General features: G+C 39.1%; 15 protein-coding genes. 9 read left to right on the top strand and 6 right to left on the bottom strand.

Features of this window, described 5'->3' with window-relative positions; all coding sequences use genetic code 11:
• The coding region (locus IQ230_RS19500; protein WP_193933920.1) for an MFS transporter at positions 1-1,053 on the top strand (1,053 nt) is incomplete at its 5' end.
• Positions 1,054-1,108: 55 nt separating this feature from the next.
• Here IQ230_RS19500 and IQ230_RS19495 read toward each other — a convergent pair.
• Positions 1,109-1,474, bottom strand: coding sequence for a tetratricopeptide repeat protein (locus IQ230_RS19495; protein ID WP_193933919.1), 366 nt, complete (start codon positions 1,472-1,474; stop codon positions 1,109-1,111).
• Positions 1,475-1,759: 285 nt separating this feature from the next.
• On the opposite strand from IQ230_RS19495, the gene IQ230_RS19490 reads away from it, so the two are divergent.
• Positions 1,760-1,978, top strand: a complete 219-nt coding sequence (locus IQ230_RS19490; RefSeq protein ID WP_099699550.1) for a DUF4327 family protein — start codon at positions 1,760-1,762, stop codon at positions 1,976-1,978.
• 15 nt (positions 1,979-1,993) lie between these two features.
• Here the strand turns inward: IQ230_RS19490 and IQ230_RS19485 are convergent, their stop codons facing one another.
• From IQ230_RS19485 to IQ230_RS19475, 3 genes are all read right to left on the bottom strand, one after another.
• Positions 1,994-3,196, bottom strand: a complete 1,203-nt coding sequence (locus IQ230_RS19485; RefSeq protein ID WP_193933918.1) for a protein kinase domain-containing protein — start codon at positions 3,194-3,196, stop codon at positions 1,994-1,996.
• A 44-nt stretch (positions 3,197-3,240) separates the two neighbouring features.
• Positions 3,241-5,160 carry a serine/threonine phosphatase gene (locus tag IQ230_RS19480; protein WP_193933917.1) on the bottom strand — a complete coding sequence of 640 codons (1,920 nt, stop codon included), beginning with the start codon at positions 5,158-5,160 and terminating at the stop codon, positions 3,241-3,243.
• A 153-nt stretch (positions 5,161-5,313) separates the two neighbouring features.
• On the bottom strand, positions 5,314-5,916 hold the full coding sequence (locus IQ230_RS19475; RefSeq protein WP_193933916.1) for a pseudouridine synthase: 603 nt from the start codon (positions 5,914-5,916) through the stop codon (positions 5,314-5,316).
• Between the two features lie 369 nt (positions 5,917-6,285).
• Between IQ230_RS19475 and IQ230_RS19470 the strand changes: the two genes are divergently transcribed.
• Entirely contained in the window at positions 6,286-7,560 is a 1,275-nt protein-coding gene (locus IQ230_RS19470; RefSeq protein ID WP_193933915.1) for a glycosyltransferase, read from the top strand.
• A 234-nt stretch (positions 7,561-7,794) separates the two neighbouring features.
• On the opposite strand, the gene IQ230_RS19465 is transcribed toward IQ230_RS19470, so the two are convergent.
• Positions 7,795-11,343 (bottom strand): WD40 domain-containing protein, encoded by a 3,549-nt coding sequence (locus IQ230_RS19465; RefSeq protein ID WP_193933914.1) that lies wholly within the window; start codon positions 11,341-11,343, stop codon positions 7,795-7,797.
• Positions 11,344-11,810: 467 nt separating this feature from the next.
• Between IQ230_RS19465 and IQ230_RS19460 the strand changes: the two genes are divergently transcribed.
• The 6 genes from IQ230_RS19460 (at position 11,811) to IQ230_RS19440 (ending at position 19,584) form a co-directional block, all read left to right on the top strand.
• Positions 11,811-12,200 carry a hypothetical protein gene (locus tag IQ230_RS19460; protein ID WP_193933913.1) on the top strand — a complete coding sequence of 130 codons (390 nt, stop codon included), beginning with the start codon at positions 11,811-11,813 and terminating at the stop codon, positions 12,198-12,200.
• Between the two features lie 1,294 nt (positions 12,201-13,494).
• Positions 13,495-13,629: a hypothetical protein gene (locus tag IQ230_RS27500; protein ID WP_265576239.1), complete on the top strand. Its 135-nt coding sequence runs from the start codon at positions 13,495-13,497 to the stop codon at positions 13,627-13,629.
• A 294-nt stretch (positions 13,630-13,923) separates the two neighbouring features.
• Positions 13,924-15,585, top strand: coding sequence for an alkaline phosphatase family protein (locus tag IQ230_RS19455; RefSeq protein WP_193933912.1), 1,662 nt, complete (start codon positions 13,924-13,926; stop codon positions 15,583-15,585).
• 97 nt (positions 15,586-15,682) lie between these two features.
• Complete coding sequence (locus IQ230_RS19450) at positions 15,683-17,098, top strand: GumC family protein (protein ID WP_193933911.1); 1,416 nt, start codon at positions 15,683-15,685, stop codon at positions 17,096-17,098.
• 51 nt (positions 17,099-17,149) lie between these two features.
• Positions 17,150-18,403, top strand: a complete 1,254-nt coding sequence (locus tag IQ230_RS19445) for an O-antigen ligase family protein (protein ID WP_193933910.1) — start codon at positions 17,150-17,152, stop codon at positions 18,401-18,403.
• Positions 18,404-18,606: 203 nt separating this feature from the next.
• Positions 18,607-19,584 (top strand): glycosyltransferase family 2 protein, encoded by a 978-nt coding sequence (locus tag IQ230_RS19440; protein ID WP_193933909.1) that lies wholly within the window; start codon positions 18,607-18,609, stop codon positions 19,582-19,584.
• 83 nt (positions 19,585-19,667) lie between these two features.
• Here the strand turns inward: IQ230_RS19440 and IQ230_RS19435 are convergent, their stop codons facing one another.
• On the bottom strand, positions 19,668-20,714 hold the full coding sequence (locus tag IQ230_RS19435) for a sulfotransferase family protein (RefSeq protein WP_193933908.1): 1,047 nt from the start codon (positions 20,712-20,714) through the stop codon (positions 19,668-19,670).
• Positions 20,715-20,823: the final 109 nt, after the last annotated feature.

The following is a 20,823-nucleotide window of genomic DNA, read 5'->3' as shown; positions in this document are numbered from 1 at the left end:
CTGATTGAGGTGTCACCTTGTGTGTATGCCTTAACTATTTTTTCTCGCAAGTCGAGCGAGTACGGTTTCATTAGACTTCATTTGTGTACTCCTCTTACTGTACCTCATAAACTTGCAATAGGCTGTATGTTTCCGAAGCAGCATTATGTACGCATTGGGGCAATGGGTTCAATTCAAGGCTTTGGTTCGGGTGTCTTTGCACCTGCTTTAGCTGGTATTCTGTATCCGCTTGTTGGTCTTACTGGTATTTTAGTTCTGGATGTGATGACATTCATTATTGCTGTTGGTACACTCATGGTTGTGCATATTCCCCAACCTGTGAACCAAGATGAGATGCAATACGAGACGAAATTGCGATCGTGGCAACAATTAACGTTTGGGTTTCGCTATCTTTTGCAACACCCTAGTCTAGCGATGTTGCAACTATTCACACTAAGTTTTATCTTTTTTGATAACGCCGCATTACTTGAGCCTGTTATTTTAGCTCGTACTAATAATAACACCGCGATTCTGGGTAGTGTTTCTTCTGCATTGGGGTTAGGCGGGCTGGTTGGCGCGATCGCATTAGGAATTTGGGGAGGTCCTAAGCGACGAATTCGCGGTGTATTGTGGGGTAGAGGAATTATTTTTAGTTTGGAGACGTTACTAGGTTTAGCCGCTGTACCAACAATTTGGATTACCACTTTTTTCTGTGCTGGACTGCTGAAACCGACTGCTAACAGTTGTGAAGATGCGATTTGGCTTTCCAAAATCCCACCAAGATTACAAGGACGGGTATTTGCTGCGAGTTCGTTTTTAATAGGGATCGTATCATCACTAGGGCTATTAATTGCAGGTCCACTAGCAGACCGCGTGTTTGAACCTGCGATGCTTCCTGGAGGAATACTCGCACCGTTTTTAGGAAATATATTTGGTACTGAACAAGGTAGCGGTATGGCGCTACAATTTGCGCTTTTCTCATTTATTGTTGTGTTAATTTGCACGGGTAGCTATGCAATTCCTGTCTTGAGAAATATTGAGGATCTCTTGCCAGATCATGATGTAGTTGTTTAATAAGAATGCCGATGCGGGGTAGGCATCTTACCTGTCCAGACCTTAAAGCATAACTTTAGCCGCCCTGTTGCTTGACTTGCTCTAACACTGATTTGTAGTCTTGGCGTTCAGGATAGAGTTTTACAAGTTTTTCCAATGCAGCGATCGCGGCATTTGCAGAATTCATCTTCAACTGTGTCAAGGCTAATCCTTCGAGTGCGGCTTGATTTTCTGGCTCTCGTTGCAAAACGACTTCGTATCCTTGTGCCTGTGCTTGCAGTTGTGATTCTGGCGACACTGCTGCATTCGAGCTAGGTTGAGTCAAAGCATGGTTAATAGTGCTAATTGCACCATATAGTGTTGAACCAAAAAAAGCCACAATCGATATCCAGGTTATAATTCGCTGAAAACGCTTGCGAGAACTATTTTGATATTTATCCATAAGTCTTTTATTATTACTCAATGTATTGTGTCTACTGTTAAGCTACCCATTCTTGTGCAAGTAGTAACCTCTTAGTACCTAGCTTGATGACACAAGACAAACATGGTAGTGATTACCGTACTTCAGGGAAAAATACACACACCAAGTAAAAATATTTGTGGTACTCTAAATTAATAGAAAGTGCTTTTCGAGCTTGAGAAGCTAGAGCATTGCAGATTAAATCAAATTGAAGGCGCTTCTCTAATCGAGCATTGACCAAACTTTATTAAACATTAAATCGAGGTTATGTCTCAGCAAGTTATTCACCCAATGGTGAAGTTGCAACATCATGTGCGATCGCTGGTAGAATCAAATATCCTCAAACCAAGTGATAGCATCTGGAAAATTGCCCTATTGTATGGAAATGAATGGCATTACTGGAAACAAGAATTATTGGACTTCGGGTTTGCGATGCAAGATCCTGTCAGCGAGCTATTAGCAGTTGAAGCGTGGGATGAAGAATAAGGTTGTTATCGCAAGTTAACGCGCTGATTTTAGAGCAGCAGCGAGTTCTTTGGCGGTAGCATAGCGATCGCTGGGAGTAGGATCTGTTGCTCTTTCAATAACTCTTCGCAGTTGTGGTGCAATTGTGGGGACACTAGAGACATCAAAGTGATATCCTCTACCGCGTTGTTTAAGAAACTTAAAGGGAGTTTCACCAGTCAGTAGAAAAATTAATGTAGCACCTACTGCATAAAGATCTGATTGAATTAATGGTTGCCCTCGCTCTTGTTCAGGCGCAGCAAATCCTTCTGCACCAATCCGAGTTGCCGGAGCTGTACTACTTTCCTTAACTGCACCAAAGTCTAGTACTACGATATGGTTGTCTGCGCGGCGTACTAGTAAATTGGCGGGTTTAATATCACGGTGAATTAGAGGAGGATCTTGAGTATGGATGTACTCTAATACATCACAAGTTTGCAGCATCCAAGCGATCGCTTGTGCTGGAGTTACAGGTCCTCGCTCTAGTACGAGTCTTTCGAGATCTTGACCGTGGATCAGTTCCATTGCTAGATACTTCTTACCATCTTGGAGAAAAAAATCATAATACTGAGGAATACCTGAATGCTGTAATGCAGCTAAAGTACGCGCTTCGCGTTCAAATAACTCTCGTGCTTTGGCAATTTTTGCCATATCCGCATTCATTTCTTTTAAGACAAGAAGTTGAGGATGTTCGGTGATTGTTTTGGTAGCATCCCATGCTAAATATGTTGTTCCCATACCTCCTTGTCCAAGGGTACGTAGCACTTGGTATTGTCGAATTTGGCGCAAAACTGTAAGAGGTTGACCGCAGCGACTACAAAAAAGGCTGTTAGCCGAATTTCCGCTATGATCGCAGCGCAAGCTAGGAATTGCAGCAATATTTCCTTGTGGATTCATCTGAAATCTGAGGATAGGACCGCCTCGCGCCAACTGAATTATGGAATTATCAGCAACAGAACTTTGTGTCACCAAAGTACCATCTAGAAAAGTGCCATTTGTTCCTCGATTAGTCAAATGCCACACACTTTGGTGTCCGGTATGAACGCGCTGTAGTTCAAGATGATAGCGGGAAACCATCAAGTCACTTAATACGACGTCATTATCTGGAGAACGACCAATCCGAATTAGCGATTGATTTTCAAACTGCCACTGCTGTAGTGGTGTTTTTTGTTGAGGATTTAATAAGTACAGTGCGACCACACCAAATAAGATAAGATGAAAAGATTAAAGTATCGCAGTAAAAATTAAGTTAAAGGTATTGTTGGTTCTGCGTCATCGCGTTTCGGGCGAACTTTTACCCGAATTAGGATTGCTGTGATGTTATCGTGACCATTGTAATGATTTGCTAAATCAATTAAATTGGCAAGACCTTGATTTAAATTTGCTTCTGAACTAAGAAGTGGTTCTAAGTGCGTGTGCCAGTGATGTTCTACAAGGTCATTATCTGAAAGACCATCAGAGGTTAATATCAGTAATGTATCTTCGCTGAGTTCAAGAAACTGAACATCAGGACTAACATAACTTGCTTCTCTTGGCCCTAAGGCTTGCGTGAGTTGGTAAGCATCAGGACGCCCATAGGCAATATCAGGTTCTATCCCACGTAAAATTTCGCGTTGCCCGACTTCGTGATCTGTAGTTACTTGTTCGAGTCCACACTGACGTGATAGGCGATAAAGACGACTATCACCAACATGAGCAACAGCAACTTGAGTATTTTGGATCAAAGCCATGACTAAAGTTGTACCCATGCGCCCAACACCTGCGCGGGCATCTTGTTGGTTGAGGTCGTAAATTGCTTGGTTTGCCAATTGCACAGCTTCGCGAATTGTATTTTCATCGGGTAGCCGATCGGATTGCCAATGACTTTCAAAATATTGTTTGAGAGTATGTACTGCAAGTTTGCTAGCAACTTCGCCACCAGCATGTCCGCCCATGCCATCACAAAGAACGTATAGCCCACGCGCCTGCAGGGTGCGATCGCCAGGAGTATCAAGTTTATGAATTGTCGTCTCAATACCAAAGAAATCCTCATTGTGTTCGCGTTGGCGACCGACATCTGTACTCCCTACATCTTCTAAGCTAAATAATGTTACGGGTAGTAATAGTGTTGGCGTGCTTTCAGTATAAATTTGCGTATCTCCTACATTTTGGACATCATCGAGTGTTGTTGCAGAATCGGAAGTTAACGGCGTTGTTGCGGGGGCAAACTGGTCTTGAAATTCTGCAGCAATCGATTCTAAGTGCGATCGCACCTCGTCTATCGATTGAATGCTACGGCTTTGTAGCGCGTTAATTAATTCAACTACTAAGCCTAATTGAGTTCGTTGAGACTCTTGAAATAGCTGATACCAGAGATCGCCTAAGTCGTGCAGTGTTATTCCAGCATCGGGTTTATTGTACACGCGCTGTAGTGCAAGTACTCCATCTTCGTCTACCCGCAGATTAGCGAGTTCCAACAAGCTTTGCCAACATTGCCAAGGTTCAAGTGCTACCCAAAGTTGCGTCATCTCGTGCAGCCAATACAAGATTTGCAGAGGAGAAGTTTGGTTATCTTGCCAGAGAGTTACAAGCTGTTGCCAATGAGAACGATCCTCAATCAACACAAATTCTACATCGTCACTTTGCCATGCATCATGAATCGCTGGAACGACTTGCTGGAGTTGTGATTGTAGCGTTAGATAAGTTTTTGCGATCGCCGGAACTTCTTCCACGGCTGCTGCACCTGCGAGGAGGGGTGATAATTGCAATGGTTGACAATCAAGAACTCGCCAGCAAATTTCAGTTTGGTCTGCTGATGCTGTGAGTAAGTCAAGGATTTGATAGCGTTGCTGTTGATCTAAAAACGCCCCAACTTCTAGTTTTGGCACAACAGGAAGCGGTACATTTTGTACTGCTAAATCAGAGGTTTCGTCTACAGTTGCTACGGTGTCTGTTTGACATGGCGTCTCACTCGCAGTAGAAGAAATCAACGAGGATTGAGATGTTTGAGCATGTGCTAACCAAATCGTTCCGGTAATAGCATTGCAGTTGTGGCATCGTTCTTGATTGAGTGCCACAGTTGTGCCGCACTTTGCACAAGGTTTATGCGTAAGCGAAGTACCGCACTGTTGGCAGAACTTGTTGTTGGTTGGGTTCTCAAACTGACACTGGGGGCAAATCAGCATATTACAAATAGCTTTGAGGCACTATAGCATGTCATTGGCTACATCCTCCAAGTTGCCACAATTTGTTGCTCCTGCCCACAATTACTAAGCAGTTATGCATTTAATTTAGTTATCGCGACTAATTTGAAGATAAGGTAATCAAAGTCTATAATACTAACTTCGTTGCTGCGGTTGCTGCCACAGTTTTAATAAAGATTCTTCCTCAGAAGTCAGATAGCGCCATTGACCAGGCTGAAGATCTCCTAGTAGGAGGTGAGCGATCGCCACTCGAACTAATCTTAAAGTTGGAAACCCTACTTTTGCAGTCATTTTGCGTACCTGACGATTTTTACCTTCTGTCAGTGTCATTTCTAACCAAGCGGTAGGAACATTCTTCCGAAAGCGAATGGGATGCGATCGCGGTGGAATCGCTGGTTCAAGATCGAATAAACGCACTAATGCTGGTCGCGTTTGGTAGTTATTAATGACGACTCCTTGCTGTAATTGACGCAACGCCGCAGCGTCAGGAATTCTTTCAACTTGTACCCAATAAGTACGGGGGTGCTGAAACTGTGGATGTGAGAGACGATGTTGTAGCTGTCCGCAATCAGTTAATAGCATCAACCCTTCACTATCCCAATCTAAGCGTCCAACAGGATACACTCCAGGAACCGCGATATAGTCCTTAAGCGTATGTCTTGCTGCGCCACTACTATCGGTAAATTGGCTTAAAACACCATATGGCTTGTTAAACAGAATGTAACGATACTTGCCCATGCACTTAGAGATACCAGATTTATAATAAACGCTTTTCTCTCCAAGATAAATGAGTCAGTAGTTTGTCAGCGGAATTTGAAAGTAAAGTTCTTAATTCAATCAGAGGTAAAAATGGATTAAATAAATTTAATAGCTTTTCAGTAGATTTTTTAATCTTTCTACTTTTACATAAAATAATTTTGTAAATTATCTTTTTTTATGACTCACTCAATAAAAATAGTAATGATAGTGACTACTCTTTTGGAAATTTTAATTTGTAAAATGGACAAACTGCTGAACTTTTATATAACTACAATAAATTAGTTTTTAATAAAATATCAAAAACCTTCTTTTTCTATTTTTTATTTAATCTTTGAGTTCTAAGAAAAAATGAAAACATTGAAGAGCTTAATATATTTATCAAAAGGCAATTTGCCATCAAAGATGGCTCATACTGTACAAATTGCTAAAATGGCACAGGCTTTTTCTCAAAAAATTAAAAACTTTGAACTAGTTACTGCTGGTGATGCTTTTTCAGCTATTCAAGGTATGAATTCAGAATTTCAAAACTGGTACGGGTTACATCATAAATTTAAGCTTGTACGCTTGCCAATCCACATCAAATTCAGGTATCCGTTTCCTCATAATTATGAAAATCAAATTTTTTATAAAGTAGCTATTTTATATGCTTGCTTGAAATCCCCCTCTGTTGTATATACTCGCACTCCTGCTATTGCTGATATCTTACTAAAAATTGGCGTACCTGTCTTATGGGAGTGGCACGAACCGATACCAGAAGAATCAAAGTCTTTTTATCAGAAAATTTTTGCTTATAAAAACTTGCTTGGTGTTGTTACTACCTTGCCTCAGTTAGCTGAAAACTATATCGACAATGGATTGCTTAAGAACAAAATCCTAGTTGCAGCTAATGCAGTTGATCTGAAGAACTTTCTACCTTATCAAGATAAACAATTAGCTCGAAAAGAATTATCTATTTACCAAGAAGATAAAATAGTTGTCTATTCAGGGCACTTGTACGAGTATAAAGGTATTCCAACAATTTTAGAAACGGCTCGTCTTCTTCCAGAGTACAAATTTGTACTTGTTGGAGGATGGGCTGATGATGTTCAGAAAGTACAAGCAGCTTGCCAAAAAATTGGCTTAAGTAATATAACGCTTGTGGGTCACGTACATCAAACAAAATTAGCTTCTTACTTATATGCAGCAGATGTACTAATCCTTCCTACAAGTAAGTATTGGGATTTAGCTGGAGCAACTTGTCCGCTTAAGCTTTTCGACTATATGGTTTCTCGAAGACCAATTGTAGCTTCAGCATTACCAACAATAATGACAGTAGCAAGAGATCAACAAAATGCCATTCTAGCAGAGCCAGATGATCCTATTTCCTTTAAAGAAGCTATATTAAGCTTATTTGAAAATCCTGTGCTAGCTAATACTATTGCTGAATGTGCTTTTCAAGAGGTGCAGAACTTGACTTGGGATAATAGAGCAGAGCAAGTTCTACAATTTATCACAGAAAGATTACAAGAAGTAGATGAAGATGTAGTTAGCTATAGAAAAAGTTTTATAAAATACATTAAACAAAAAGTTTTTTCACGTTTAGATAATTATTTACCTTCACTTCAATCATCGCAAGTAAGGTAAGTTTAACTGGAATACCTCTCTTCTCTCAATGTTAGGAGAAGAGGCTTTTTCTTTCAAGTTCTTTACCTAAAGCAAAGGGACTTGTGGTCGAAGCAACTGATACTATATAAATCTCAAATAAGGGTTTGGTGTTCCAAACCCTTACTTTTCTTGAACAAAACTCTTGATTGTCTTTTACTCTAGCAATGTGTTATATCCGATTAATTGGATAATGAAAAGCTAGCATGATGTTGGCTATGATAACTCAATTGCTCCTAACGCTTTTAAAGCAGATTTTTGCGCGTTGGTTAAACCTTCGATATCAGTAATGTTCATATTTTCATAAGGTCTAGTAGATCTTAATGTTTTCTGACATTGTCCAGTCTTATGCCAAAACTTTATTGTTTCGTCTTGGCTACTACTTGCTACTTGACCATCAGGACTAAAGGCGATCGCCCTTACCCAACTTTTGTGTCCTTGCAGCGATTGTAAACATTCACCCGTTGTGACATCCCAGAGCTTAACACTACAGCGATCGCCATTCGTTGCTAACATTTGACCATCAGGGCTAAACACAACTGTCCATATCGTACTTGTATCGGCTGAAAGTGACTGCAAACACTGACCTGTCTTGACATCCCAAAGCTTAACAATACCATCGTCACTGCCGCTTGCTAAAATCTGACCATCAGGACTCAAAGCGACAGACTTGATGCTAGCTGTATGTCCGTGTAGAGCTTGGTAGCATTGATTAGTAGAAACGTGCCAAACTCTCACAGTTCGATCAGTGCTACCACTAATGATGATTTGACCATCTAAACTCACTGTAATTGTACGTACCTGGCTAGGATGATGCATTGTCCTCAAGCATTCTCCTGTTGTGACATCCCATAACTTTACGGTACAGTCATCACTACCACTCACAATCGTCAAGCTATCGGGAAGAAACGCCACCGAACGCACTTGATCTTGATGCCCATGTAAGGTTGTCAGACATTCACCCGTGTTAACTGACCATAATCTTAATGTTTGATCGTTGCTGGCACTCACTAAAGTCTGATTATCTGGGCTGAAAGCAACCGACTGTACTCGGCTAGTATGACCTGGCAAGATTTTGATATTTTCGCCATCTTGAGGATTCCACAATCTTATAGATGTGTCATTGCTACCACTTGCCATCAGCCCATTAGGGCTAAAAGCGAGGGATGCAGCCCAGTTCTGATGAGCGTTTAAGGTTTTAATGCATTGACCAGTACTCATCTCCCATAATTTGATCTTTTGGTCGTTACTACTGCTTGCTAGTGTTTGACCATCAGGATTAAAAGTAACTGCTCGGACTTGACTTGTGTGTCCTTTTAAGGTTTTGAGACATTTACCTGTGTTGACTGACCAAAGTTTGGCTGTGCGATCGCTACTCCCACTGGCTAAGATTTGACCGTCGGGACTAAACGCTACTGATTGAACTTCGCGTGTATGGTCTTGTAGTGTCTTGAGACATTCACCTGTGCTGACTGACCAAAGTTTGGCTGTGCGATCGCTACTCCCACTGGCTAAGATTTGACCGTCGGGACTCATTGCCATTGATAGAATTTTGCCGGTATGCTGTTGCAAAGTTGTCAGCCGTTGTTGCGAGTTAACAGACCATAACTCGATTGTTCCAGTGCTGCTAGCACTGATCAGAATTTCACCATTAGGACTGAACGTCAATGAGGTTATCTGATTCACACCTCCGCGCAATGTGGCAATAGATTCTCCAGTATCCGCAGACCATAGTTTGATGCCATCACAACTTGCACTCGCAAGAACTTGACTGTCAGAACTTACCGCGATCGCGCAGACTGGATTAAGATGTCCGTGCAAAGATTTGAGACATTGACCTGTATTTATATCACCCAACTTCACTGTGCGATCGCTAGCAAAAACCAGTGTTTGCCCATCTGGACTTATAGTTGCGACACGCAACCATGTATTGCATCCCTTATTCAGGTGTTGTAGCTTCATCTGAGGAACGTGCCAAATGTATGTTGCACCACTGGTATCAACCACAGTCAAAAATTGTCCATTAGAACTAAATTCGATTGCTAGAAGACTACCAAAGTTTGCTAAGAAGACCGATTTATCTACATTTGAGGACGCCAAGTTCACCTGATGTAAATCAATATCAAGACAAGCTTGCCATATGTTTAGATGAGAGAAGTCATATCCATTAAGGTCAACTTGCATATGACACAGAAGATTGAGGATATTACCTCCGGTATACCCTGGTTGCAGCGGCGATCGCTCTTGCAAGCTTTTGATAATTTTGTTGAGGTGATTGGTAATACTTTTGCGACTTCCCATGTCAGCAAAAAGCTGATTAATTATTGGTTGCAAAATGTAGCGAGTTTGTGCATTTCTAATATATTCTTTTGCTTGAGCTTTTACTAAGGCATGACTTCTGAAAAGCACTAGTTGTTGTGTCTTCAACTCTACACAGATTTGCTTAATAAAGCGATCTGTCACATATTCAGCGATCGCAGGTTGTTGTGTAAATAGTCCTGAATACTTTTCAATCAACGCACGTTGTCGCAGGGACTCTAGAGCCTCGGCTAACTCTAGAGGGTGCACTTCTTGAAGAATATCTTCGGTTAGTTCTCGTAAGGAAACTGGCTTGCGGTTAATTGCTAACCAGTACATAATATCTTGCTCCATCCCTGATAGACGCTCAAAATCTTGGTCGAAGAGATTTTTAATATTGCTAAAAACTGTTTTACCTGAATTTAAGAAGTCTGTAACATTACCATCAAAGACATCTTGAATAATAGGAGCAACCATCTTTAATAACAAAGGATTGCCCCCATAAATTTTCATGATTTTTTCAAAGCTTGCCTCAGTTCCATACAATTGGCTAGATTTAATAATTTGCTGACCTTCTTCTAGGTTTAACCCACCTAAGTACAATGTTTTTATGCGTTGTTCGCCTTCTTCCAAAAACAAATCTCTTGGCTTCTCTCGACTAGTTAATAGCAAACAACTTTGATGCAATGTTTCTCCTATACACCCAATCAACTGTGAGTAACCTTCGGATTCTCGGTGAAATTCTTTGTTATTATTGTTATGTAAAATAGTATCAAAACCATCAAGCACAAGCAGACAGCGGTGTTTGCGTAGGTAATCTAGTAGTCTTAAAACACGTAAACTAATATTTTCTGGTAAATCAGTTTCTTTGTTTTGCGAAAGAAAATAAATGAGTTCTGCCAAGGTATCTTTAATTGGTGGAGCATGGTGTAGGGATCGCCAAATAACATACTCAAACTTGTCTTGTACCTGCTGGGCTAACTTAACCGATAAGGCTGTTTTGCCAATGCCTCCTCTACCTAAAATTGTGACTACACGACAGCGATCGCTAACTATCCATTGCTCTAATGCAGATATCTCATGAGTACGACCATAGAAAATTGCCACATCTGCTGCTTCTCCCCAATCCCTCTGAGTTTCTGTAAACTTTCTTTCTTGAGGTGGTAACGATTTTACTTCTTCTAATTTTCGCTGCAACGCGGTGCGAAAGTTCTTTTTACTAACTTTTTCTCCTAAAGCATCGGAAAGAATTTTCCATAATCTAGGTCCGACGTCACGTTTCAAATAGTTGTCACTGTATCCCTCTTTGTCAGCAATCTCTTCATATGTATAACCTAACCAAGCGCCCTTGAGAATAATTTTTTGTATATCTGTTAAATAACTTCCTTTTGTAGCAAAAACGGCAATATCTGCAGCCTTAAATTCTTCTTTACTATCTAAGTCTAAGTCAGATTCCGAATAGTTCATCTTTACCTCTACTTGCTTACAGTTTGTTGCTCTACCGCAGAACAAAGTTTCTGATTAAATATTTTATTTTTCTAATTCAGTAAGGCTAGACTACTGAAGAAAAAATAGATTATTCGGGATGAGAAGAATACTCTTTGTACCATCATATTGACGGGATTTTAAGGTGAAGTATCGCAGTTATAAATCATACTTTAGTAAACAATAATATAGCAAAACTGTTCTTTAGAAAACAATTAGTAAGTAATTTTGCTAAAGTTCATAAAAAAACTCATACTTTACAGAATTTAGTGCTCTCTTAACGAAGAAATACGCAACTAATTAACCATAACCTTTTGTTGTAATTTTTGTTTCAGAACTTTCATATTTCATTAACAGAGTTTATTATCTTGATTTCCAGAACTTTATTGACTAGCCATATTTATAAAATTGATACATAAGGAAGTAAGTGTTTATTAAAAGAGAGCTTGATGTATCCTCCACATTCAGAAGATAAAGCGAGAACTAATGGTTACGGACGACACAATCCTGATGCAACAAGTCGTCCCACCTTTTATATGTCAGAAGAACTGCTAAGAGCTATTCAGATTCAAGCACAGCGCGAACGCAACTCTCGTTCTGGGTTTATTTCTGGTTTGTTAAGCTTTCTATTGTTGTCACCCGTTGGTCAACAATTGCGAGACAATGCTCGTAGTAACAACCGCACTTTAGCTCAAGAATTAGAGCAATCTTTAGCGTTACTACAACAACAGATACCTATTGAGCAAGTTAATCAGCTTGCAGTTACAAGCCAGCGATCGCAAATAGAAATGCTGACTCATTTGGTGTTATTAGGATTACAAGCATATTCTAGAGAGTAAAGCTTGGCTATAAAAGGCTAGCAGTTATCTATCAAAGCTAACTAATTTGCTGTATATCTATGGCTTTTCTACAGTTGTAGTCTAATGTTGAAGTCATTGAACTATTGAAATGAAATAACAGCATACTATCAATGTCTTCCTAAGTAGAAATCAAGTTAATTTTAAAGGCATTGTTCTCATAGATTTTGGGAGATATAGAAGAAAAGCGTTTCACAACAGCTCTACTTTTTCACATTTACCAAATTCACAAAGGACGGTACTAACCTAAGCAATGATCTAATCATCAACCTCTAGTTATTACGTTACATCACCGCAATAGCTGAAGCTTGCCGATAACTTCAGCTAAGCAACCAACTTTACCTGTATTAAGGTAAAAAGAAAAATTTAAAGGAATACACTTATGCTGTCTTATCTATGGCTACCTTTAGCTGATTCACCACTACACCAACTCTTAAATTAATTATTACTTAATGTCAGTGATTTAAATCACAATTCTTTGCGTTTAGTGAAGCAGAAATACATTAGGTTTGAATCAAGCTATCAAGCAAGAATTTATAATAGAAAAGTTCTAAATAATCCTGCTTAGTAATATAGGCATGTGTATTAGGACTGACATAGATTTTTTCACCAAATTAGGTTTTGAGCAGGTTCAACAAGTACTACATTAAGTTATACTGCTTTTATAAGTATGTTATCTAGAAAACTTTTCTAGAGAGTTAATAAAGATTAATTAAATCATTAATATTTTACATCTACTACTAATTCTATCAAATCTACTTTGATAGTAATATGGTTCAAATGTATAACTAAATACATAACATAGTTAAACAGTAATATTGTTAATCTCGTACATGAGAAGGTCAAAAATCTGAGCAACTAAATGCTGTGTAGCATTGAATAAAATTTTTCTATTTAAAAGTGTATATGTGTAGAAGGAAGCATAAGTTAGTATGTTGTCTGTTATGAACTCAAGTTCTTTACTCCAATAGCATAGTTATATAATTTCATTACAATAAAACATTACTATTGTGTAGTTATTATGTGACACACTAATTGAAACTTATTTAATCACATAAGTAAGTAGATAGAATTAAAGATAGTTATAAGTCAATAGTTAATGGCTAGGGTAGCAATAATTAACCATTAACTAGCATAATGTGCAATGTAAATTACCATCACAGCGTGTGCATTTTTCTCTACCGTATCTACTACTTGCCTGAATAGTACCAATCTTTTAAGGAAGGAATGCAGATAATATCAAACTTCTGTTGGGTTTTAGAAGCAGATATGACAGATGTGTAAACTAGAGATTAAAGAGAGTGCCAAAGACCTCAAGCAATTGCTACACTTTTTTGCGATCGCAGCAGAGCTACTAGAAAAGTACCAATCACAACTATCTCATTCACCACAGACTAATTCTTACATATAAAAATACTGAATTTATCTGTATCGACAACCTTATGCTTTCAGAGGAAGATACTGAAGTGAACATAAAAGTGAGTTTAACTATTCAGTAAGCATTGACTAACAATTACAGTACTTTTATTCGACAGATGCTCTCTTAGTTAAACCTAGAAACAAAGCTTCGCTGAACTACTTGCAATACATTTATTAATACATCTTAATCGCATCATTGACTGCGGCTAGTCATGACTTTGTTTGTAAGATCTAAGGTTTTATTTGTATTTATTCTTTTGAATTACATTGATTAACTAGTGTTGATATGAAAACTCCTGTTATTGCAATTGGCTTGGATGCAGCTGAACCAGCGTTGATTGAAAAATGGATTTCTCAAGGATACTTAAAAAATCTACGTAGTTTGAAGGAGCAGGGTGCCTATAATCGATTACACAATTTCAATTATTACAGAGCAGAAACGCCTTGGACAACTTTTTTGACAGGGTGTTCGCCGCAGAAGACTGGGTATTGGGCACCTATTAAACTTCGCCAAGGAACTTATGAGATAGACGAAATTGGTGCTTACGATTTTGCTGAGTACCCACCTTTTTATACATTAGGAGATGAATATAAGGTAGGAATATTTGACCTGCCCCATTCTAGACCCTCCAATCAAGTAAATGGCGTACAGGTTTTTGCTTGGGGAGCGCATGCTCCTTTAACATCTAGTGAATCTCAACCATCACAACTACTACAGCAACTGATTGATAAGTATGGAGAACATCCAGCATTGCATAAAGATCATGCAAGTTGTCTGGATGTAGCTGCCTTGAAACGCCTGCAAAAAAATCTTGAGGTTGGGATCTCGCGTCGTTCTGCTATTTGTCAAGAACTATTGCAAAGAGAAGATTGGGACTTATTTTTAACAATCTTTGGTGAAACTCATTCAGCAGGGCACTATTTTTGGCATCTTAGTCAATCAGATCACCCTTTATATGCGCTATTGAATCGCCCTTCTGGAGATCCTTTACTAGAAGTTTTCCAAGCTATAGACCAAGCCATTGGTGAAATCTTAACTAAAGCCCCAGAAAATGCTCGCATCTTGATTTTTGCCGATCATGGCATGGGTGCCAATGTTATGGATTTACCCAGTATGGTGTTTTTACCAGAGTTGCTCTATCGATTTAGTTTTCCAGCACGTGTAGGAATAGCTGCAGGACAACTGGGAACAGCGTTAAAACATCCCTTCACTGGAGCACGTATTCAGCGGGGACCGCTGGGTATGCTTTGGAGCTTAAAACATGACTCTAATCCATTGAAAAGAGCGTTGCGCCGCAACACTCCGACTAAATTATTCAATTACCTTGAGCCGCTTTTTGGTAATTCTCAACAGTTCGATTTAATTTCTCCCTTCCAATTACAAGCGCAATCAGATCCTTTGTACTACCAACCCGCAGTTTGGTATAAACCATTTTGGTCTCAAATGAAAGCATTTGCGTTGCCAAGTTTTTCAGAAGGTTATATTCGCATCAATTTACAAGGAAGAGAATCTGAAGGAATTGTTGCACCATCAGAGTACGAAGCCCTTTGCGATCAATTAAGCCAAGAACTTTATGCATTAAGAAATAGTCGAACTGGTACGCCCATAGTCAAAAATATTATTCGCACGCGGCAATCAGCAATTGATGTTGATCCTAAGCTACCGGATGCTGACTTAGTAGTCATTTGGCAAGAAGATCATGCTGCAGATGTTGTGGATAGTCCTACGGTGGGACGTATTGGTCCAGTACCCTATTTTCGGACAGGTAGTCATCGTTCGCAAGGTTTCCTAATTGCTAAGGGACCTGGAATTGCTTCTGGTTCTACATTACCCCTGGGTCATGCGCTAGATCTTGCACCAACAATTTTGAAGCTTATGGATGCTCCAATTCCTGAGTATTGCGAGGGCAAGGCGTTACTAGATTTATCTTCAGTGCTTGTTGGCTAAATCAGCTAGTTAAAGTGATTGATATTTCAGTGTACAGCAGCGCTACTTGGGGACAAAAATAACTTTTTCCCACTTACTACTCTTCAATAAAAGAAAGATGGCAGAATCTATTAGAATACCTCACCGCGCTACAAGGCGTCAAAAACTAGAGTGGAATGGAAAAAACTACTTATTCTTGGGTTTGGCTGTCAATGCAGTACTTTGGACGTCAGCGTTTACTTATCTCAGTACTCAACAACCAACCTACACTAGCAGTTGGACAGCCACTTTACCAGGCACAGAGTCAAGAACATCTGTAAATTTACCTCAGATTGGGCAAACTTCTACTCAGGTACAGTCTCCATATAGCAACACCTCGCAAGACCCCAGAGAGAATTATAAGTTTATTGCAGAGAGTGAACCAGTTCGTTTAGCCGCTGCCTCTCTAGTTAATATGACTTTACAAGAGTTTGGTAAGCCGCGAGTTGAGAGAATTGCCAATACCACGCTTGTAACTTTCAAGGTTAATGGAGAAACGCCAGAAGAAGCTCAGGCAAAATCATATGCACTTCATAAGGCGCTTGATGCTAGACTTCGCGAGCTAAGAGTGCAAGAATCTACTATCCAAAACACTGGCTTTGAAGCAGTACTAGGTACAGCACGCAAAAAACTACAGGAATCGCAGCAACGCCTGTCTGATTACAAAGCTCGTTCAGGTCTCAGCGCTAACGAACAAGTTACTCAACTTTCTTCTAGTATTGAACAGCTACGCAAGGAACAAGCTAACATCGCATCTCAACAACAACAAGCTGATGCTCGTTTGCAGCAGCTATCAGCTAACTTAGGTTTGTCTGCTCAACAAGCTACAGAAGCTTTCAGCTTGCAAACAGATCCTTATTTTCAAAAAGCATTGACTGATTACGGAGAAACGAGTGGTATTGTAGCTGATCTCAGCTCTAGATACACATCAGAAAACCCTGCCTTAATCAACCAGGAAGCTAAACGAGATGCTATGGAAGCAGCCTTGTTAGCTCGAAGTCAGTCTCTGTTAGGAAAACCTGTTAGTCTCGGATATGTGGAGCAACTAAGCCTAAATAATAGTGGCGCTCGACAACAACTTTTTCAACAATTAGTTTTAGTTCAAGCAGATAAGCAAGGACTCCAAGCGCAGGCAAAGGAAATCGAAAAGCAAATAGCAATACTTGATAACAGGCTCAAAAACTTAGCTCAGCATCAGTCTGTAGTAGACGATCTTCAGCGAGATGTGCTCATTTCTGAGGCAATATTTTCCTCTACACTAGCCAATTTAGATCTTGGTGGTTCAGACAATTTAGGCTCGTTTCCTCCTATCCAAGTTCTCACAGAACCTAGTCTACCGCAAAGCCCTAGTGCACCAAACAAGCAATTTATTTTGCTAGGGACGACATTAGGATCTCTGTTTTTAACTGCTGGTTTATTAGCAATTTTTTACCGCAGACATTACAGTTCATTGTTTAAAAAATCTAAATTGCGTACAAAGGAAATGCCACTATAAGCAGAGACTTTTCCTAAAAAAACATAGTAAATCGTTCTGCCCTAATATCTCATGAAGCCACAAAATTTTGAAGAAAAAGTAATTTGGTATTGCATCGTTGGAACGTATGTACTGTACTTTCTAGGAGCCCAGTTCATAGTAATACCTGTGATGGCTTGGATTTTAGGGTTATACGTATGCAAAAAACTTTGGGAGCAAACAGACGACACACCAGTTGACAAGAGGCTTACTATTCCTTTTGCTATTTGGATATGGGCTGCTTCCATGTTAGCCATGGAAGTTGCTCTAATCATGGGTCATCTTGACTTCGACTTAGGAACGGTCAAGATTATCAAATCAACTATAAACTCTTTTGCTAGAACATGGGCTCTTTTCGTCTTGTTTCCTCTCATTGGCAGCCTTCTTAATATCCGACCTCAAATACTGTGTAGAGCGATTTGCCTTCTTTGCCTGCAAACTTTAATTATTGTTCCTTTCTCATATTTAATAGCACATACAAACTTAGCTGGTTTTACGTATATTTCCCCATTGCAGAAAATAGGAGGTTTAAGTGATTTATTTTACACTGTAAAGTTATTTGATCATGTGCGAGGAAGCCAAATTCGCCTACGTTTATTTGCTCCTTGGTCTCCTGCTTTGGGACTAGTAGCTAATGTTTACTTTTACCTCGCTTGTTTAGAACCTCAGAAGAAGTGGCGGTGGATTGGTATAGCTGCTGCTATTATTATGATTATTGGCTCAGTATCGAGAGCAGCTATTATTTGTTTGCCAGCTACTTTAGTTCTAACTTGGCTTCTCGTAAACTTTACCAAACCACGAGTACAAATTGCTACTGGAACTACTAGCTTCTTTCTAGGTTTTTTAGGCACGCAGTTATTAGATGTAGTAAATAATTTCAAAAATTATTTTCATAGCTTTCGCAGTGCATCTTCAGCGACTAGAGACGTATTGAATAGTATGTCTTTATATCGATGGCAACAAGCACCAATTTGGGGTCATGGAATGGTTGAGTCAGCTGCCTCAGCTATCCTACGTGTACCTCTTGGCACTCACCATACATGGATTGGTCTTCTATTTCGGCATGGAATAGTAGGTTTTTCTGCTTTAGCTTTTCCTATGTTGTGGAGTTTTCTTGAGCTGATAGCAAGGGCACAGAAGAATATACTTGCAAGAGTTAGTTTAAGCATATTAATAACTTTGTTTGTTTTCAGTTTTGTTGAAAATCTAGACCCACTCACCTATCTTTTTTGGCCTGGCTTAGTCATGATGGGCATGGCGTTGAAAGTAAAAGCATCTGTTAATTAAATTCCTTGATGCTATGCAACGCAAAGAGCATAGTATATTATGACTCGCTATCTGAACTTATCAAGTTTTACTAGTAATACATTTGATGAATTCTATTTTTAGAAAATTATCTCAAAGCTCATTGCAAACTCAGTTACAAAAAAATTATTAAGCAACCACTTATCTAGGAAATTAGAAAATATTCATAATCTTGAGCTTTAATCATGGCAAATGTATCTATTATTATCCCCGCCTACAATGCAGAAAAAACTATTTTAAAAACAATTAGCTCTATTCAAAAGCAGTCTTATTCTAGTTTTGAGTTAATTGTAATTGATGATGGTTCAACTGACAAAACTTGTGAATTACTGAGTACAGTTTCTGATCCAAGATTAAAAGTTTTTTCCTATAAAAACGGTGGTCTTCCCGTAGCTCGTAATCGTGGTATTACCCACGCTAGTGGGGATTATATTGCATTTATTGATGCAGATGATTTATGGACACCTGATAAGCTAGAACTACAGTTAGCCGCTTTACAAGAGTCTTCTGAGGCAGGAGCTGCTTATAGCTGGACTGCTTTTATCGATGAAGAAGAAAAATTACTATATGCTGGAAAACCACTGTTTTTTGAAGGTAATATTTATCCTCACCTATTAGTTGAAAACTTTATCTGCAGTGGCTCAAATATTCTTGTTCGTAGGAAATTTATTGAGACTACAGGAGAGTTTGATTCTTCTCTTAAGTCTGCTGAGGATTGGGATTATAATATCCGTTTAGCCGCTCAGTGTCCTTTTGTGGTTGTTCCTAAATACCAAATACTTTACCGGAAGTCATCACAAGCCATGTCGTCTAAAGTAGATGTCATGGAAAAAGCAATTCTTACCGTCACTGAGAGGGCTTTTTGTATCGCCCCAACAGAACTACAATATCTAAAGAAGCACTCTCTAGCAAAAACCTACCAATTTTTTACAAAGCTATATCTTGAGTACGTTTTGGATAGTGATGGGATTGAGAGAGCCAGCCAACGAATAAAAAAAGCAGTTCAGTTGTATCCTAAAATTGTACTAGAAAAAGAAACTCAGCGCATATTTTTTAAGCTCTTTCTGCTGCAAATATTTCCCTATAGAAAAGCTATACAGTTTATCAAGTTTTTTGGCAAAAAATTTCCTATGGTATCAATTCAAAATCAAAGTTTAACTTAGAAATTAAGTATATAAATAAGGATTTAAAGGATATAAATATAAGTGGAGTTTTTACTCCACTCATTTTAATTTTAATTAATTTTTTACTGACCGAAAGCAAGGCGGAATCGATGCCAAACATAGTTAAAAGTGTTACTTATTCGGCTTTTATTAGCAATCAAGGAGCGTAATCCAGCAAAAGGCAAAGTCAGCCAAGACTTGATGATTAGAACAAGTGGAACTGGGATAGGTTCTTGCTCGTACCTAGCTTTGTCTAATAAACTACCGCAGATATACTGAAAGGTAGCAATTTCTGTAGAGTTAAGTTTCTCTCGCCATCTGTATGCTGGCTCCATAGAGAAACCGACTTTTGAGGATCTTTGCTTGTTAGAGTAGGAACTATTGACTAAATCAATTTCAAGGATTGAGGGTTCATAGTCTAAAGTTAACCATGATGTTAGGGCACTAAGTGTTGACTCAGGATCTATGATTAGGTCTTCGAAGCGTTGGATATAAACACGATTTGTACCAAATTGATCGCGAGCTTGAAGCGCTGCATTAAAAGCTGCTTTCCACATCAAACTAATGATCGTTGGATTATAAGAGTTTGTAATTCTATTTTTCTGAGAAGAAGCAGCAACATTCCTCCAGTCGCGGTACGAAGCAATAACTCCTCCTGGATGACGAACCATACAAATAACTTTTGCGTTGGGATAGCGAGTTAAAATTTCTGAAAGCTTAAAAATATGTCTAGGTGTCTTTTCACCCCAAATATTTTTATTGTCACGCTGAGCAGACAGCTGGCAAAATGCTTCAAAATACGAGTCAGTGCCACAACCAAGCTTCTGTGCTAATGTTCGTAACTCTATTCGATCCATCCATCCTTGTTCTGGAATACCTTCCCCATACCTTTTGTGAGTAAGAGCAAGAAAGTAGTCTTCAGTGAGTTTTATCTCTTCTAGGTTTAGAGCCTGTTGCTCGCGTCCAGCCATTTTTACACGTAAATCGTCAAAATAGTGAGTTTCTCTGAGAGTAATATGTACGTCTGAGTGTTTGTTTAGAATTTGCTTCATTAACGTTGTCCCAGAACGTGAAGCACCAACAATAAAAATTATTGGTTTGCTGGCGTTATCTGTTTTATTTACTGTCATAACTACACCTAATATAATTTAAAGATTGCTTGCTTATGGCTCTTACATATTTGTTTAATTTGAAGAAATCTGTTATGTAAATAGATATTCAGAAGTTACAATCTAAGAC

This window comes from Gloeocapsopsis crepidinum LEGE 06123, assembly GCF_015207655.1.
Classification (GTDB): domain Bacteria; phylum Cyanobacteriota; class Cyanobacteriia; order Cyanobacteriales; family Chroococcidiopsidaceae; genus Gloeocapsopsis; species Gloeocapsopsis crepidinum.
Note: the sequence above shows the minus strand (reverse complement) of the source record. Positions and strands in the feature narration are given on the sequence as shown.